Below are 14,345 nucleotides of genomic sequence, written 5' to 3'. Positions count from 1 at the left end.
GCCATAAACCATTATCTCGCACCATGAAGGTCACATGCCAACGAACGATCATGCCAATTTCAAGACAGCCCTCCGCAGCGAGTAATGCGTTGCGGAAAGGAATCACAGAAGTCGATGGCGCCCTGTCCCGGGGTGGGTCTGATGGAAGATGGGGCTATTTGTCCGACATTCGCGTGGAGTTGATCATATGAGGCACCTCACCGGCTTGGGCCGGCGCGCTCCGGGGCACGCCTTCGCGCCTTTGCGGCGTCCTCCAGGACCTGGTCTTTCGTGGCTGGTTGCCTCGGTGGGCCGCTGACTGCGGGGCTGCTCACGGCGGGCGCTGATAGAGATCGCTCACGGCGGATCGCTCACGGCGGATCGCTCAACGGCGGATCGCTGAACGGCGGATCGCTCAACGGCGGGTCGCTCAACGGCGGGTCGCTCACGGCGGGGCGGTTACGCGGGTCAGTCAAGGGCGAGTCGCTCATGGCGTGTCGGTCATGGCGTGTCGGTCAGGGCGTGTCGGTCAGGGCGTGTCGGTCAGGGCGGTCGTTGACGGCGGGTCGGTCAGGGTGGGCCGGTCACGGAGGGTTGGTCGCAGCTGGGTCGATTGGCGGCGAGGCCGCTCACCGTGGCGAGGCCGCTCACCGTGGCGAGGCCGCTCATGGCGGCGTTCCTCGAGACAGTGTCCTTCGAGACGGTGTCCCTCCCCGGTGGCGTAGTCGGCGGGAGCGTCGTGAGGCTCGTACCCTGGTGCGGTGACCGATCTTGATGAGAGTGCCGTGCAGCCCGACGTCATCGCCACGCACTACCTGACCAGCGTCGAGGACGTGACCGAGCATCTGCGGGCCGCGAACCAGTTGGGGCTCGGGGTGCGGGTGCGCAGCTACCTCGAGGCCGACGAGGGGGACGAGCTGGCCGAGCGCTGGGAGTTCGAGTTGCTCACCTCGTCGCCGGTGCACGAGGAGGAGGCGGAGGCGGACGAGGCCGCAGCGGAGTAGGCCGGCGGGCGCAGGGACTTGAGGAGGGCGATGTCCGCGGCGTGGCCCTCGTGGTCGACGGTGGGGGTTTCGACGATCACGGGGACGCCCTGGGTGGCCGGGTGGGTCAGGAGCTCGGCGAAGGGGGCCGTGCCGATGCGGCCCGCGCCGATGGTCTCGTGGCGGTCTCGGGTGGAGCCGCAGTCGTCCTTCGAGTCGTTCGCGTGGATCAGCTGGAGGCGGTCGCGGCCGACCGTGGCCACCAGGGCGTCCAGGGTCTCCGTCATGCCGCCGGGCCTGGCCAGGTCGTGGCCGGCCGCCCAGGCGTGGCAGGTGTCGAAGCAGACGCCGAGCCACTCGTGGTTGTCGACCGCGTCGAGGTAGCGGCCGAGGTCCTGCACCTTGGAGGCGAGGCTGCGGCCGCCGCCGGCGCTCGGCTCGACCAGCAGGCGGGGCAGGCCCTCGGCCGCCGCCTTGTCGAGCAGGGGCAGCAGGGCCTCGTGCAGCTGATGGAACGCCTTGTCGTCGTGCTCGGCGTCGACCGAGCTGCCCGCGTGGAAGACCACCGCCGTCGCGCCGATCGCCTTGCCCCGGTCGAGCGCGTGCGACAGCACGGCCACCGAGCGCTCCACCGTCAGCTCCGTCGGCGAGCCGAGGTTCACCAGCAGGGAGGCGTGGATGTACGCGGGGACGCCGCGCTCGCCGCAGCCGTCGCGGAACAGCGTGTCCTGCTTCGGGTCGCCGGCCGGGAGGGCCCAGCCGCGCGAGTTGGAGACGTACACCTGAAGGGTCTCGGACCCCGCGGCGTCGACGTACGGGAGGGCCGCCTTGGCGAGCCCTCCCGACGTCTTGGTGTGTGAACCGATACGGCGGTCTAGAAGCACTGGATCCTTACTTCGCTGCCCGGTGCGACAGGGGTGTTGCCGCCGGGCTGCTGGCTGCGGACGAAAGCGTCGGCGTTGAAGTCGATATGGACGTTGAGGCCCATGCCGCGCAGCGTCGCCTCGGCCTGCCGGCAGGGCTGGTTGGTGAGGTCGGGAACGGTGACCAGCGGCGGGCCCTTGCTCACGTCGAGGGTCACCACGTCGTCGCGGGCCGCGCCGGTGCCCGGCTTGGGCGTCTGCGCGATGACCGTGTCGGCGGGCTGGTCGCTGTCCTTGTAACGCTCCTGCGCTTGCAGGCCCAGGCCGGCCAGCTCGTTGCGCACGTCGTTGATGTTCTTGCCGACGAGCTCGGGCACCTGGATGGGCGCCTTGCCGTCGCTGGTGACCACCGTGACGGTGTCGCCGCGCTTGAGCTCGGTGCCGCTCTTGGGGTCCGACGAGATCACCGCCCCCTCGGGGATGGTGTCGCTGTACTGGTGGCCGCCCTTCTTGATCTTCAGGCCCATCTGCTCGAGCTCGCCCTGCGCGGCGGTCAGCTCGAGGCCGGCCAGGTCGGGCACGGCGAAGCGCTCCTTGCCCAGCGACAGCGTCAGCGTGATGGCGCCGCCGCGGACGATCCGCTCGCCGGCGGCCGGGTCCTGGGCGACGACCGTGTCCTTGGCGACGTTCTCGCTGAACTGGCCCTCGGCGTAGAACAGGTCGAAGCCGTTCTGCTTGGCGTACAGCTCGGCCTGGGCCTTTGTCATGTTGACCATGGTCGGGGCGTCGCTGTAGCGGCCCAGGAAGACCCACCACGTGCTGCCGATGACCACGATCAGCATCAGGGCGATGGCGGCCGAGAGGAAGATCTTGCGCCGGTCGACGCCGCCGCTGCGGGAGCGCGAGCGGGGGACGCGGCCGGCCGTGTATTCCTGGCCGCGCGCGGGCGCCTGGCCGGGCAGGCGTGCCCAGGTGGGCCGGTCGGTGACGGCGGGCACCACGGTGGTGGCGTCGGCCACGGCGGTGCGCGACGCGGGCACCTGGCGCAGCAGCGCGGTCTCCACGTTCGCCGCGCCGAGGTCGTCGCGGACCGTCTGCACCTCGGCGAGCAGCGCGCCCGCGTCGGTGGGCCGCGCGCCCGGGTCGCGGCGGGTGGCCCGGGCGACCAGGTCGTCGAGCACGGAGGGCAGGCCCTTGACCACGCCGGAGGGCGCGGGCACGTCGTTGTCCACGTGCTGCCAGGCGACCGCGACCGGGTCGTCGCCGTCGAACGGCACCCGGCCGGTGAGCATCTCGAACAGCACGATGCCGGCGGAGTAGACGTCGGTGCGCGCGTCGGCGTGCCCGTCGGTGACCAGCTCGGGCGCGACGTAGGCCACCGTGGCCATCAGCTGGCCGGAGTCGTCGGCGCTGCTCGCCTCGACCGCGCGGGCCAGCCCGAAGTCGGCCACCTTGACGACGGCGTCGACCAGGTTGCCGACGCCGCCGCTCGGCGCCTCGGCGACGAGCACGTTCTCGGGCTTCACGTCGCGGTGCACCAGACCGGCCCGGTGGGCGGCGGCGATCGCGGCGAGCATCTGCTCGAGGATCGCCAGCGCCTCGACCGGGTTGAGCCGGCGCCGCTGGGTGAGCAGGTCGCGAAGGGTGCGGCCCTGCACGTACTCCATGACGAGGTAGGGCAGGCCCTGGTGGCGGCCCTGGTCGTACACGGCGACGACGTTGGGGTGGGTGAGCCGGGCGATCGTCTTGGCCTCGTCGGTGAAACGGTCGACGAAGTGGACGTTCGTGGCCTGCGACGGGTGAATGATCTTCAAAGCGACGGTGCGCTCGAGTCGTTCGTCGGTGGCCGTGTAGACGGTCGCCATGCCACCACGGGCGACGCGACCGGTGATCCGGTAGCGGCCGTCAATCGTCGTGCCGATCAACGTGTCGGCGACTGTGGTGTCCATCGGCGTGAAGTGTATGTGTCTTTCGTGTGGGGGCAGACCAGGATGTCATAGCTGAGTCCAAACGGGTACGCGCCTGGTCGCCAACCGGGACATTTGCCCGGACGAAAGAGGATTCAGTCGTTATGCCGGCGGTGGCGGCGGCCCTGCCAGCTCGGGCTGGGTTCCACCGATTCGCCCGGAGTGGCGCTCGTCTCACTCGGCGACGGCTCGACGGTCGTCGATGACGACGGCGAGGGTGACGGGGTCGGCGACGGCGACGACGTGGGGGCCGTTGGGGTCGGCACGGGCGGCGGCGTGGCGCAGTGGCACTCCGGCCGGCCGGGCCGCCGAGGCGTCTGCATCGGACTTGCCGGAATTGTCCGCACGGACGAGGGCGGTGGCGGGGGAGTCGCGGCAGTGACGCCGCCGACACCGGCGACCGGCGCCGGCGGCGCTCCGGCGGTGGTCGTGCCGGCGGCCGGAGCCTCGGCCGGCAGGACGGGCCGGGTGGTGATCGAGGGCTGCTGCCCGGTAGCGGCCGGCCCCGCGGCGGCGCGGGCGTTCGCGGTGGCGGCGGGCCGGGCCGGGAACGTGTCCGCGGCCGCCGGCGTCTCCGACAGCAGCGACCCCAGCCCGTTCACCACCGCCAGGTAGGCCCCCGCCGCCCCGGCCACCGTGACCGTGCCGAACGCGGTCACCGCCAGCGCCCGCCTCGGCCGCCGGTGCGGCACGGGACGCGGCTCGGCCTCGGCGAGAGCGGGGATGGCGCCGAACGTGCTCATCCCCGTGGACGTCACGTCCGGGCCGTCCGCGGGCGGCTCGGCGGGGGCCCGGCCCATGTCGTAGCGCAGCGATCGCCACGCGCCGGCCAGCTCCGTACGGGTCCTGCGCAGCAGGCTCATGGGGTTGTCTCTCCGCTCTTCTGGCACGCTGTAGGAGTGAGCGATTCCGTAACCGCCGGACCGGCCGAGTGGATCAACCTGCCGGACGTGTCCGCGAAGCTCGGTGTGTCGATCAGCAAGGTGCACCAGATGATTCGCGACGGGCAGCTGCTCGCGGTGAAGCGCGACAACGTCCGCGTCGTTCCCGCGGATCTCGTTGCCAACAGCACCGTGCTCAAGCACCTCCCCGGCGTCCTGACCTTGCTGCGCGACGCCGGGTACAACGACGAAGAGGCCCTGCGGTGGCTCTACGAGCCCGACGAGGCGCTCGACGGCAACGCCGCCAAGGGCCTGGGCGGGCATCGCGCCCGCGAGGTGAAGAGGCGAGCCCAGGCTCTGGGCTTCTAGTTCCTAGACGGTGCGGCGGGTGGCGGCGTCGGCGAGCCGGCGCAGCACCGTGCGCGCCTCGTCGTCGATCTCGGCCGCGTCCAGGGCGGCCAGCGCGTCGGCCATGAGCTGGCCGATGCGCTCCTCGGTGGCGGCGAGCGCGCCCGATGCGCGGATCAGGTCGCGCAACCGGCGTACGCCGTCGTCGTCGAGGCCCTGGTCGCCCAGCCCCGCGTCGAGCTCGGCCCGGCCCGGCTCGTCCAGCCCGGCGAAGGCGGCCGCGACCAGGTAGGTCCGCTTGCCCTCGCGCAGGTCGTCGCCGGCCGGCTTGCCGGTCTGTGCCGGGTCGCCGAAGACGCCGAGCACGTCGTCGCGGAACTGGAACGCCTCGCCCAGCGGCAGGCCGAACGCCGAGTACGCGGCGAACAGGTCGTCGCTCGCCCCGGCGAGGGCGGCGCCGAACAGCAGCGGCCGCTCGACCGTGTACTTCGCCGACTTGAAGCGGGCCACCTTGCCGGCGCGCTCGACGGACGTGTCCGCCGTCGCCTGGGTGAGCACGTCCAGGTATTGCCCGACGGTCACCTCGGTGCGCATCTCGTCGAAGATCGGCCGCGCCCGCGTGATCTCGGCCACCCCCGCGCCCGAGGTCTGCAACAGCTCGTCCGACCACACCAGGGACAGGTCGCCCAGCAGGACGGCGGCGCTGTCGCCGAACGCGGCCGCGCCGCCCCGCCAGCCGGCCGACGTGTGCAGCCGCTCGAAGCGCCGGTGCACCGACGGCTCGCCGCGCCGGGTGTCCGACCGGTCCATCAGGTCGTCGTGGATCAGGGCGCTGGCCTGCACCAGCTCCAGCGCGGCCACGGCGCTCACGACCTGGTCGGAGTCGGCGCCGCCGGCACCCCGGAACCCCCAGTAGGCGAACGCGGGCCGCAGCCGCTTGCCGCCGCCCAGCACGAAGTCCTCGAGCGCGGCCGAGACCTCCGCCAGCGCCGGATCGATCGTGGTCAGGCGGTCGCGCTGCGCGGCGAGGAAGGCGGCGAGCGCCTTGTCGACTCGGGCACGCAGGTCGGCGGCATCGGTGGGGAGCACGCCAGAACGCTAGCCGAAGTGCGGTGAGCTGCGAACGGTAGAGTCGGGGTGTGGCTCTCGGACTGCCCTCGCGCCTGCCCGGCACGCCCGCGATCGGAGACCTGATCGCCGGGCCCGAGCCCACGTTCTCGTTCGAGTTCTTCCCGCCCAAGACGCCCGAGGGCGAGCGTCTGCTGTGGCGCGCCATCCGTGAGCTCGAGTCCCTGCGCCCCGACTTCGTCTCCATCACGTACGGGGCGGGCGGCACCACCCGCGACACGACAGTGGCCGTGACCGAGCGGGTGGCCACCGAGACGACGCTGTTGCCCATGGCCCACCTGACCGCCGTCAACCACTCGGTCGCCGAGCTGCGCAACGTCATCGGGCGGCTGGCCGGCGCGGGCATCCGCAACGTGCTGGCCGTGCGCGGCGACCCGCCCGGCGACCCGATGGGCGAGTGGGTCCGCCACCCCGAGGGCGTGCTCTACGCCGAGGACCTGGTGCGCCTGGTCAAGGAGGCCGGCGACTTCAGCGTCGGGGTGGCCGCTTTCCCGTACAAGCACCCGCGCTCCGCCGATGTCGAGTCGGACACGCGCAACTTCGTGGGCAAATGCCGGGCCGGTGCCGATTTCGCCATCACGCAGATGTTCTTCGACGCCGACGACTACCTGCGGCTGCGCGACCGCGTGGCGGCGGCCGGCTGCGACACCCCGATCGTCCCCGGCGTGATGCCCGTGACGCGCATGGCCACGATCGAGCGCTCCTCGCAGCTGTCCGGCGCCCCGTTCCCGGCGGCCCTGCGAGCCCGCTTCGAGGCGGTCGCCCACGACGAGGCCGCGGTGCGGGCCCTCGGCGTCGAGGTCTGCGCCGAGATGTGCGCCCGCCTGCTCGCCGAGGGCGTGCCCGGCGTCCACTTCATCACGCTCAACCGGTCCACCGCGACGCGCGAGGTCTGGCAGCTGCTGACCGCCACGGCCGCGGCCGTCTGAAGGTGCTCTGGGAGGAGTACGCGGCCACCTGGTCGGGCCTGCACGGCGGCTTCGACCCGCGGCGCGCGTCGCCGCTGGTGCGCGGGTGGGTGCGCATCGCGTACGGCACAGGCTCCTGGCTCGTCCGTCACCGCGTCGGCCCCATGGCCGTGACCACCGCGGGGCTGGCGCTGTGTCTCTCGATGCCGGCGGCGGTGCTGCTCGGCCGCCCCGGGCTGCTGCTGGCGGCGCTCCTGGCGCTGGCCGCCGCCCTCGCCGACAGCCTCGACGGTGCGGTCGCCGTGATCAGCGGGCGCACCACCCGGCTCGGCTACGTCTACGACTCGGTGGCCGACCGCCTCGGCGAGCTGGCCTGGCTGACCGCGTTCTGGCTGGCCGGCGCCCCCGGCTGGCTGGTCGCGCTGGGCGGCGCCACCAGCTGGCTGCACGAGTACGCCCGGGCGCGCGCCACCGCCGCGGGCATGTCCGAGATCGGCGTGGTCACGGTCGCCGAGCGCCCCACCCGGGTCCTGGTGGCCATCTTCGGCCTGCTCGCCGCCGCCGCGCTGCCGGCCCTGATCACCGTGGCGGCGGCGATCTGGCTGCTCCTGGCGCTGGTCGCCGCCGTCCAGCTGGCGGTGGCGATCCGGCGAGCGCTGCGCCCGTGACGAGGGGCATACCGCGGCGCGGCCGAGCTCGTGGCACCATCGCCCGGGGAAAAGTTCGTGTGCCGAAGGAGTAGCGCGGTTTGGACCTCAGCGAAGCACGGGAACTCGCGACGGGTCTGATGGCCCGGCACCGGCTGACCGGCTGGCGGCTGGTGTTCGACAACGCCAAGACCCGCGCCGGCGCCTGCCGCTCCGACCGCCGCGAGATCACCCTGTCCCGGCCCCTGGTCGCCCTGTACTCCCCGGAGCAGGTCACCGAGACGATGCTGCACGAGATCGCGCACGCGCTCGCCGGCTCCGGGCACGGCCACGACCGGGTGTGGCGCACGATCGCCCGGCGCATCGGCTACACCGGCGGCCGCTGCCTCCCGGCGGACGCGCCCCAGGTCGACGGCCCGTGGGTGGGCGTCTGCCCGGCCGGCCACCGCACCACGGCCCACCGCCGCCCGGTCCGCGTCCGCTCGTGCCCGCAGTGCTCGCCCCGCTTCGACCTGTCCGCCCGCTACACCTGGACCTTCCGCGGCGGCCCGGCCGAGATGGACCCGCGCTACGAGGCCGAGCTGGCCCGGCTGAGCCGCGGCCGGCCCGAGCCGGCCGGGGCCCCGGCGCTCGTCGGCGTCGGCGACCGCGTCCGCCTGATGGGCACGGGCAAGTACGCGGGCCTCACCGGCACCGTCGAGAAACGCGGCCGCAGCCGCTATCAGGTGCGCACGAGGGCGGGGCTGCTGAGCGTCGCCTTCACCGCCGCCCAGCCGGTCACCGCCCCCGGCCGCGACTGACGCCGAGCCGGGCCGCTGTCACCTCGCCCCGGCGCTCGTCACAGGACCGGGCGCTGGACCCCGCTCTCGGTCGTCGCCCGCACCGTCGCGGGGCGGCGGGTCACCGGCATCCGGATCGTCGTCGGCCCGGCCATGCTCGCCTCGATCCCCTTGGCGGCCCCGTGCTGACGGTCACCGCTCGAAGACGACCTCGGGGTAGTCCGCCGACGGGCCGTTCAGCAGCGGCGACGGGTGGTGCCGAAGGTGGCGGCCGGCGAACGCGGCCACGTACTGCCGGGTGATCTCCGTGGCGCGCTCGCCGGACAGCGGCGGGGACGGCAGGCCGAGCTGGTCGCCGATGACGCCGTAGTCGGGGAACGAGCCGTGGGTGGAGCCGGTCACCGTGAGCCAGCGGCGCCATCCGGTCAGGTGCGCCCACGACGCGGCCCACGTGGGGTCGTTCGCGGCGCCGCGGTCGAGATCCGAGCCGATCATCAGGAACGGGCGGCCGAGATCCTTCGTGATGGCCGGGAAGAACGTGCCGTCGATGTTCGCGCCCGCGTCGATCCGGCGGTCCCGCTGGATCGCGGCGGCCGCGGCGGCACCACCGACCGAATAGCCGACGACCGCGATCCGGTCCGCGTCGACACGAACGCCGGTGCGGCGGCGGGTGAGCTCGTCGAGCACGAAGGAGATGTCCTGGGCGCGGCCGCGCACCAGGTACTCCTGGTCCAGCTTGCCGGCCTCCTCCAGCCGGCACACCGAGCAGCCGGCGACGCGGCCGTCCGGGAAGGTCACGGCCGCCGCCTCGTAGGTGTGGTCGACGCCCGCGACGACGTAGCCCCGGCTGGCCAGGTCCTCGGCCAGGGAGGTCAACGAGCTGCGCGGTTGCGAGAAGCCGGGCGAGAGCACGACGAGCGGCCAGCCACCCGGCCGGGCCAGCGGGCGGACGCCGGTGCGCGCGTGGACCCGGACGCCGCTGAGCAGATCCGCGGGGACGTCGGTCATCCCGAACTCGGTGAGGATGGCGCGGGACTCCGCGGCGCTGACGTACCGGTCGGGCGTCCCGCCCCGGCTCGCCGCCGGGAACCAGAGCGACACCATCAGCTCGCGCCGGCGCTCCGGCACCCAGGGATCCGCCCGGTGGCGGTCCACCAGGTGCAGGTCGGTGACGCCGACCCGATAGGGCCCGCCGGGCTCCGGCAACTCCAGCACGGCCTCGGGCGGCGCGGCCGCCGTCGCCGTCGCTGCCGTCGCCGCGGGCGCGGGCAGAACGGCCGCCGCGAGCGCCAGGACCGGCAGTGCCGCGAATCGATGCCACAGTCGTGTTCGGTTCATGGTGGACATGGCTGGGATCTTCGCGAGGGCTTGCTGTGTCCCCGCTGTGATCAACGGTGTTCGATGAGGGCGGCGAGGCGGGCGGCCGGCTCGCCGCCGGTGAGGTGGGCGGGGATGCGCACCAGCTCCACGCGGTGCACGAGGCGCGGGGCCGAGATGGGCACGCCGGTGAGCGACGGATGGGTGGTGACCAGCGGTTCCGGCAGGACGGCCAGGCCGTGGCCGGCGGCTGCCAGGCCGGCCAGGACCGTCACGTCCTGGCCGTCGTAGCGCAGGCCCGGGCGCAGGCCGTCGACCGGGAGGCGGGTGTGTGCGGCCACGGCGGGGGCGTCGATCCAGTACGCGTCGGCGAGGTCGCTCAGGTCCACCCGCCGGCGCCGGGCGAGCGGGTGGCTGGCGGCGACGGCGACCACGGCGGGGCTCTCCGCGACGCCGATCGCCCGGGCGCCGCCCGTGTCGGGCAGCCGCAGCGGGTCGCTGGGGGCGGTGAAGCCGTCCACCAGGCCCAGGTCGGCCTCGCCGGTGGCGACTGCCGCCACCACCTGGTCCCGCTCGGCGAGGCGCAGCCGGGCCGTCAGTCGCGCCGATTCGGTACGCAGCAGCGCGAGCGCGTCGGCCAGCGCGGGGTGCCAGGCGAGCGGCGTGAGCGCGACGATCAGGCGGCCGGGCGGTGCGACCGCTCGGGTGACGTCGGCGCGAGCCGCCGCGAGGCGTACCAGCAGGATCGAGGCATGTCCCCGGAGCCGCTCGCCCGCCGGAGTCAGGGCCACGGGGCGGCGGGTCAGCAGCGGGGTGCGCAGGTCGGCCTCGAGCGCGGCGATCTGCTGCGAGACGGCCGACTGCGTGTAGCGGAGCTGCTCGGCGGCGGCGCTGAACGAGCCGGTCTCGGCGACCGCGAGGAAGGTCCGGAGCAGGTGAGGGTCCACATCAGCGATGCTAATGCCGACGTCATCATCGATCGTTGGACCTGATCTCGGGTCGGCGCGAGCATGGTCGCATGAAGGCGATCGCATTGGTAGGAGACAGATCTTCGGCGGTACGGGCGCACTCGCGCATTCCGGCGATCATCGAGGCGCTGCGCGAGCGCGAGCAGGTGGACCTGGACGTGTACTGGGTGCCGACGCCCGAGGCGGCCGAGCCCGGGGTGCTCAGCGGCTACGCGGGCATCTGGCTGACGCCCGGAAGCCCGTACAGGAGTGAAGCCGGCGCCGTGACGGCGGCCCGGATCGCGCGTACGGAAGGAATCCCGTTCCTCGGCACGTGCGGGGGTTTCCAGCACGCCATGCTCGAGTTCGCGCGGGACGTCTGCGCCCTGCCGGCGGCCCGGCACGCCGAGAACGAGGACGGCGGGGGCGACGCGCTCATCGCGGAGCTCTCCTGCTCGCTGGTCGGGCACGAGGGCGCGGTCAACCTGGCCGCCGGGTCGCTCGCCGAGTCGCTGCTCGGCGCGTCGCGCACGATCGAGCGCTACCACTGCTCCTACGGCATCGCGACCGGCTACCTCGACCTGCTGCGCGCGCACGGCATGCGCTTCTCGGGGGCGGACGACGACGGCGAGGTACGGGTGGCCGAGTTGCCCGGGCACCCGTTCTACCTGGCCACCCTGTTTCAGCCGGAGCTGGCCGGCGACGGCACCGATCCGCACCCGGTGATCCGGGGCTTCGCCCGCGCGGCCTGGGCATCGGCTCGTTAATCGCTTGTCCGGTCACGGCGGGCACTCGTACGGTTGTCCACATCGGAGCCGCCGGGACGGCCGGCGGGCCGACACGGGGGCAGGCCCGCCAACCGTCCCGGCCCGAGCCGCCTTCCCGGATCATCCCGTAGCGGATGATCCGGGCTATGCTGCATTCATGCCCGCCCCCGAACGCACCGAGCGCGACATCACCGGCCTGCTGAACGTGGCCGGGCACGCGCTCTCCAACCGGCTCGCCGCCGCGCTCTCCGAGGTCGACCTGACGCCTCGCATGCAGTGCGTGCTCCTGCACGCGCTCGAGGAGGAGCGCACCCAGATCCAGCTCGCGGCGCTGGCCGACCTCGACAAGACGACCATGGTCAGCACGGTGGACGAGCTGGAGAGACGCGGCCTCGCCGAGCGCCGGCAGTCGGCCACCGACCGCCGGGCGCGGATCATCGCGGTCACCGAGAAGGGCCGCCTGGCCGCCGCCGAGGGGCAGGAGATCGTCGACCGCGTGCACGCCGAGGCGCTCGCCGGTCTGCCGCAGGAGGCGCGGGCGGCGCTCGTCCAGGCCCTCGACCTGCTCGCGGAGGCCCCGCGCGACCCCGGCCCCCAGCCCGTGCGAAGGGCACGAAACAGATAATGAGCTAAGAGATAGTCCGGTAGCGGATTATCTGTTACGGTCGGGCCATGAGTCCTTCCGTGCCCCGTCGCGCGGCCGCTCTCGCGGTCCTGTGCGCCATGTCGTTGATGATCGTTCTGGACAGCACGATCGTGGCTGTCGCCCTGCCGGACATTCAGCGCGAGCTCGGCTTCTCCCCGGCCGGCGTCTCGTGGGTGGTCAACGCGTACCTCCTGGCCTTCGCCGGCCTGCTCCTGCTCGCCGGGCGGCTCGGCGACCTGCTCGGCGCCTGGCGAGTGTTCCTCGCCGGGCTGAGCCTCTTCGTCGCTGCGAGCCTGCTCTGCGGGCTGGCGACCAGCGCGGGCCTGCTCATCGCGGGCCGCTTCCTGCAGGGCGCGGGCGGCGCGTTCGCCGCGGCCGTGGTCCTCGGCATGATCGTCCGGCTCTTCCCGGAACCCCGCGAACAGGCCCGCGCGATGGGCATCTACAGCTTCACGCAGGCGGGCGGCGCGGCCCTCGGCTTCGTGGTCGGCGGCGTGCTCACCGACGCGCTCGGCTGGCCCGTCATCTTCCTGATCAACGTCCCGATCGGCGTGCTCGTCTGGCTCGCCGGCCGCAAGGTGCTGCCCCGCGAGCAGGGCCTCGGCCTCGGCGCCGGCCTCGACACCCCCGGCGCGGTCCTGATCACCGTGGGGCTTTCGCTCGGGGTGTACGCGATCACGCGTACCGGATCGCCCGGAGCTCTCGTGCCCGCAAGCGTGACCGGAGCGGCGGCCGTGACCCTGATCCTGGCCTTCCTGGTGCGGCAGGGCACGGCGCGCCGCCCGCTGATCCCGCTCCGCCTGCTGGGGCGAGGCTGGCTGCTCCGCTCGAACGCCGTGGTGGTGCTGGTCTTCGCGACCGGGATGGGCTTCCAGTTCGTGAACGCGCTCTTCGTCCAGCAGGTGATGGGCTACGACGCGCTCGGCACCGGCCTGGCGTTCCTGCCCACCCCGGTGGTGATCGGCCTCGTCTCGCTCTTCGTGGCGGCCCGGCTGACGGGCCGCTTCGGCCCGCGCCCGGTCCTGATCGGCGGCCTGGCGACGCTGGCGGCGGGCCTGCTGCTGCTCGCCCGGGTGCCGGTGCATCCGTCGTACGCGATCGACATGCTCCCGCCGTTGATCGTGATGGGGCTCGCCATCGGCGTCACCATCCCCTCGGTCATCATGCTGGCCATGGCCGGGGCGGCCCCCGCCGAGACGGGCATGGTCTCCGGCTTCAGCAACACGGCCCAGCAGGCTGGGGGAGCGCTGGGGTTGTCGCTGCTCGCGGCGGTTGCTGCCACTCGCGCGTCGGCCTCGGGTGCGCCTGGGGTCGGGGCCTTGCACGCCGGCTACACCACGGCGTTTCTGGTGGCTGCGGGGTTCGTGGTGGTGGCGCTGGTGCTTGCCGTGGTGCTGCTGCGCCGTCCGCCTCGGTTGGCGGCGGGGGAGTCGGTGGTTCTTGCTTCGGCCTGAGTCGGCTCTCTGGGCTCGGGTTCGGATTGGTTCTTTTGGCCTTCCTTGCCCGGGCTCGTCCGGCCACCCTGTCTGACTCGCCTGTGCTTCCTGCTCGGGTCTCCCTTCGTCCTGTCGCTCGGGTCGCCCTCGTGTCGTTCTTGGCCGCGTCGCTCGTCCTGTTGATCTCCTGGACCCTCGTTTCGTCGCTGGCTCCGTCGCTCGTTTGGCCCCTCCTGTCGTCGCTGGTCCCGTCGCTCGTTCTGTCGATCGTCTTGGTCCTCAGTGCTGTCGCTCGCCCCGCCCGGTCTCTCTCGCCTGGCCTCTCTCGCCTGGCCTCTCTCGTCCGGCTCTTCCCGTCCGGCTCTTCCCGCCCGGCTCTTCCCGCCCGGCCTCTCCCGCCTGGCCTCTCCGGCCCAACCTCTCCCACCTGGCCTCTCCGGCCCAACCTCTCCCGCCTGGCCTCTCCGGCCCGGCCTCTCCGGCCCGGCCTCTCCGGCCCGGCCTCTCCGGCCCGGCCTCTCCCAGCGGTCCCTTCCCGCCCCCGGCCCTTCCCATCCTCTTGTCCGCTTGGTTTCCAACTGACCGGATTCCTTCCTCTGTTGATTCACCCGTCTGCGGTCGTCATTGTCAATAGATCGTTGACAAGCTGGCTATGCTGACGTCGTTGGAGGGGTTGGAGGGGTTGGAGGGGTTGGAGGGGTTGGAGGGGTTGGAGGGGTTGGAGGGGTTGGAGGGGTTGGAGGGGTTGG

Annotated in this window: 14 protein-coding genes; 8 read left to right on the top strand and 6 right to left on the bottom strand. The window is 73.0% G+C overall.

Annotation, left to right across the window (positions count from 1 at the left end):
• The first annotated feature begins 740 nt into the window (after positions 1–740).
• Positions 741–983 carry a hypothetical protein gene (locus Ade02nite_RS33720; RefSeq protein WP_203772689.1) on the top strand — a complete coding sequence of 81 codons (243 nt, stop codon included), beginning with the start codon at positions 741–743 and terminating at the stop codon, positions 981–983.
• Here the strand turns inward: Ade02nite_RS33720 and Ade02nite_RS33715 are convergent.
• From Ade02nite_RS33715 to Ade02nite_RS33705, 3 genes are all read right to left on the bottom strand, one after another.
• On the bottom strand, positions 869–1,846 hold the full coding sequence (locus Ade02nite_RS33715; RefSeq protein WP_203772687.1) for a deoxyribonuclease IV: 978 nt from the start codon (positions 1,844–1,846) through the stop codon (positions 869–871). The genes Ade02nite_RS33720 and Ade02nite_RS33715 overlap by 115 nt on opposite strands.
• Entirely contained in the window at positions 1,837–3,774 is a 1,938-nt protein-coding gene (gene pknB, locus Ade02nite_RS33710) for a Stk1 family PASTA domain-containing Ser/Thr kinase (protein WP_203772686.1), read from the bottom strand. Before pknB ends, Ade02nite_RS33715 begins: the two co-directional genes overlap by 10 nt.
• Before the next feature lie 113 nt (positions 3,775–3,887).
• Positions 3,888–4,655, bottom strand: a complete 768-nt coding sequence (locus Ade02nite_RS33705; protein ID WP_203772684.1) for a hypothetical protein — start codon at positions 4,653–4,655, stop codon at positions 3,888–3,890.
• A gap of 36 nt (positions 4,656–4,691) precedes the next feature.
• Here Ade02nite_RS33705 and Ade02nite_RS33700 point away from each other — a divergent pair, with 36 nt between their 5' ends.
• Positions 4,692–5,042 (top strand): Rv2175c family DNA-binding protein, encoded by a 351-nt coding sequence (locus tag Ade02nite_RS33700; protein ID WP_203772683.1) that lies wholly within the window; start codon positions 4,692–4,694, stop codon positions 5,040–5,042.
• A 3-nt stretch (positions 5,043–5,045) separates the two neighbouring features.
• Here the strand turns inward: Ade02nite_RS33700 and Ade02nite_RS33695 are convergent, their stop codons facing one another.
• The gene (locus tag Ade02nite_RS33695) at positions 5,046–6,110 is read right to left on the bottom strand and encodes a polyprenyl synthetase family protein (protein ID WP_203772681.1); all 1,065 of its coding nucleotides are present in this window, start codon (positions 6,108–6,110) and stop codon (positions 5,046–5,048) included.
• A gap of 50 nt (positions 6,111–6,160) precedes the next feature.
• Here Ade02nite_RS33695 and metF point away from each other — a divergent pair, with 50 nt between their 5' ends.
• The 3 genes from metF (at position 6,161) to Ade02nite_RS33680 (ending at position 8,504) form a co-directional block, all read left to right on the top strand.
• Positions 6,161–7,078: a methylenetetrahydrofolate reductase [NAD(P)H] gene (metF, locus tag Ade02nite_RS33690; protein ID WP_203772679.1), complete on the top strand. Its 918-nt coding sequence runs from the start codon at positions 6,161–6,163 to the stop codon at positions 7,076–7,078.
• A 2-nt stretch (positions 7,079–7,080) separates the two neighbouring features.
• Positions 7,081–7,725 carry a CDP-alcohol phosphatidyltransferase family protein gene (locus Ade02nite_RS33685; protein ID WP_203772677.1) on the top strand — a complete coding sequence of 215 codons (645 nt, stop codon included), beginning with the start codon at positions 7,081–7,083 and terminating at the stop codon, positions 7,723–7,725.
• A gap of 80 nt (positions 7,726–7,805) precedes the next feature.
• Entirely contained in the window at positions 7,806–8,504 is a 699-nt protein-coding gene (locus Ade02nite_RS33680; protein ID WP_203772675.1) for a SprT-like domain-containing protein, read from the top strand.
• A 171-nt stretch (positions 8,505–8,675) separates the two neighbouring features.
• Here the strand turns inward: Ade02nite_RS33680 and Ade02nite_RS33675 are convergent, their stop codons facing one another.
• A complete protein-coding gene (locus Ade02nite_RS33675) occupies positions 8,676–9,830 on the bottom strand; it encodes an alpha/beta hydrolase family protein (protein WP_239169245.1) in 1,155 nt (384 codons plus the stop codon).
• 41 nt (positions 9,831–9,871) lie between these two features.
• Positions 9,872–10,747 (bottom strand): LysR family transcriptional regulator, encoded by an 876-nt coding sequence (locus Ade02nite_RS33670; RefSeq protein ID WP_203772673.1) that lies wholly within the window; start codon positions 10,745–10,747, stop codon positions 9,872–9,874.
• A 71-nt stretch (positions 10,748–10,818) separates the two neighbouring features.
• On the opposite strand from Ade02nite_RS33670, the gene Ade02nite_RS33665 reads away from it, so the two are divergent.
• The 3 genes from Ade02nite_RS33665 (at position 10,819) to Ade02nite_RS33655 (ending at position 13,614) form a co-directional block, all read left to right on the top strand.
• Positions 10,819–11,514, top strand: a complete 696-nt coding sequence (locus tag Ade02nite_RS33665; protein ID WP_203772671.1) for a CTP synthase C-terminal region-related (seleno)protein — start codon at positions 10,819–10,821, stop codon at positions 11,512–11,514.
• Positions 11,515–11,671: 157 nt separating this feature from the next.
• Complete coding sequence (locus Ade02nite_RS33660) at positions 11,672–12,139, top strand: MarR family winged helix-turn-helix transcriptional regulator (RefSeq protein ID WP_203772669.1); 468 nt, start codon at positions 11,672–11,674, stop codon at positions 12,137–12,139.
• 47 nt (positions 12,140–12,186) lie between these two features.
• On the top strand, positions 12,187–13,614 hold the full coding sequence (locus Ade02nite_RS33655) for an MFS transporter (protein ID WP_239169244.1): 1,428 nt from the start codon (positions 12,187–12,189) through the stop codon (positions 13,612–13,614).
• The last annotated feature ends 731 nt before the right edge of the window (positions 13,615–14,345 follow it).

Source organism: Paractinoplanes deccanensis (assembly GCF_016862115.1).
GTDB lineage: Bacteria > Actinomycetota > Actinomycetes > Mycobacteriales > Micromonosporaceae > Actinoplanes > Actinoplanes deccanensis.
This window is presented reverse-complemented; position numbering and strand designations above follow the sequence as displayed.

Excerpts from the sequence above, each read along its gene's own strand:
- pknB (WP_203772686.1), bottom strand. The coding sequence starts at position 3,774 with ATGGACACCACAGTCGCCGACACGTTGATCGGCACGACGATTGACGGC.
- Ade02nite_RS33705 (WP_203772684.1), bottom strand. The coding sequence starts at position 4,655 with ATGAGCCTGCTGCGCAGGACCCGTACGGAGCTGGCCGGCGCGTGGCGA.
- Ade02nite_RS33675 (WP_239169245.1), bottom strand. The coding sequence starts at position 9,830 with ATGTCCACCATGAACCGAACACGACTGTGGCATCGATTCGCGGCACTG.
- Ade02nite_RS33665 (WP_203772671.1), top strand. The coding sequence starts at position 10,819 with ATGAAGGCGATCGCATTGGTAGGAGACAGATCTTCGGCGGTACGGGCG.
- Ade02nite_RS33660 (WP_203772669.1), top strand. The coding sequence starts at position 11,672 with ATGCCCGCCCCCGAACGCACCGAGCGCGACATCACCGGCCTGCTGAAC.
- Ade02nite_RS33655 (WP_239169244.1), top strand. The coding sequence starts at position 12,187 with ATGAGTCCTTCCGTGCCCCGTCGCGCGGCCGCTCTCGCGGTCCTGTGC.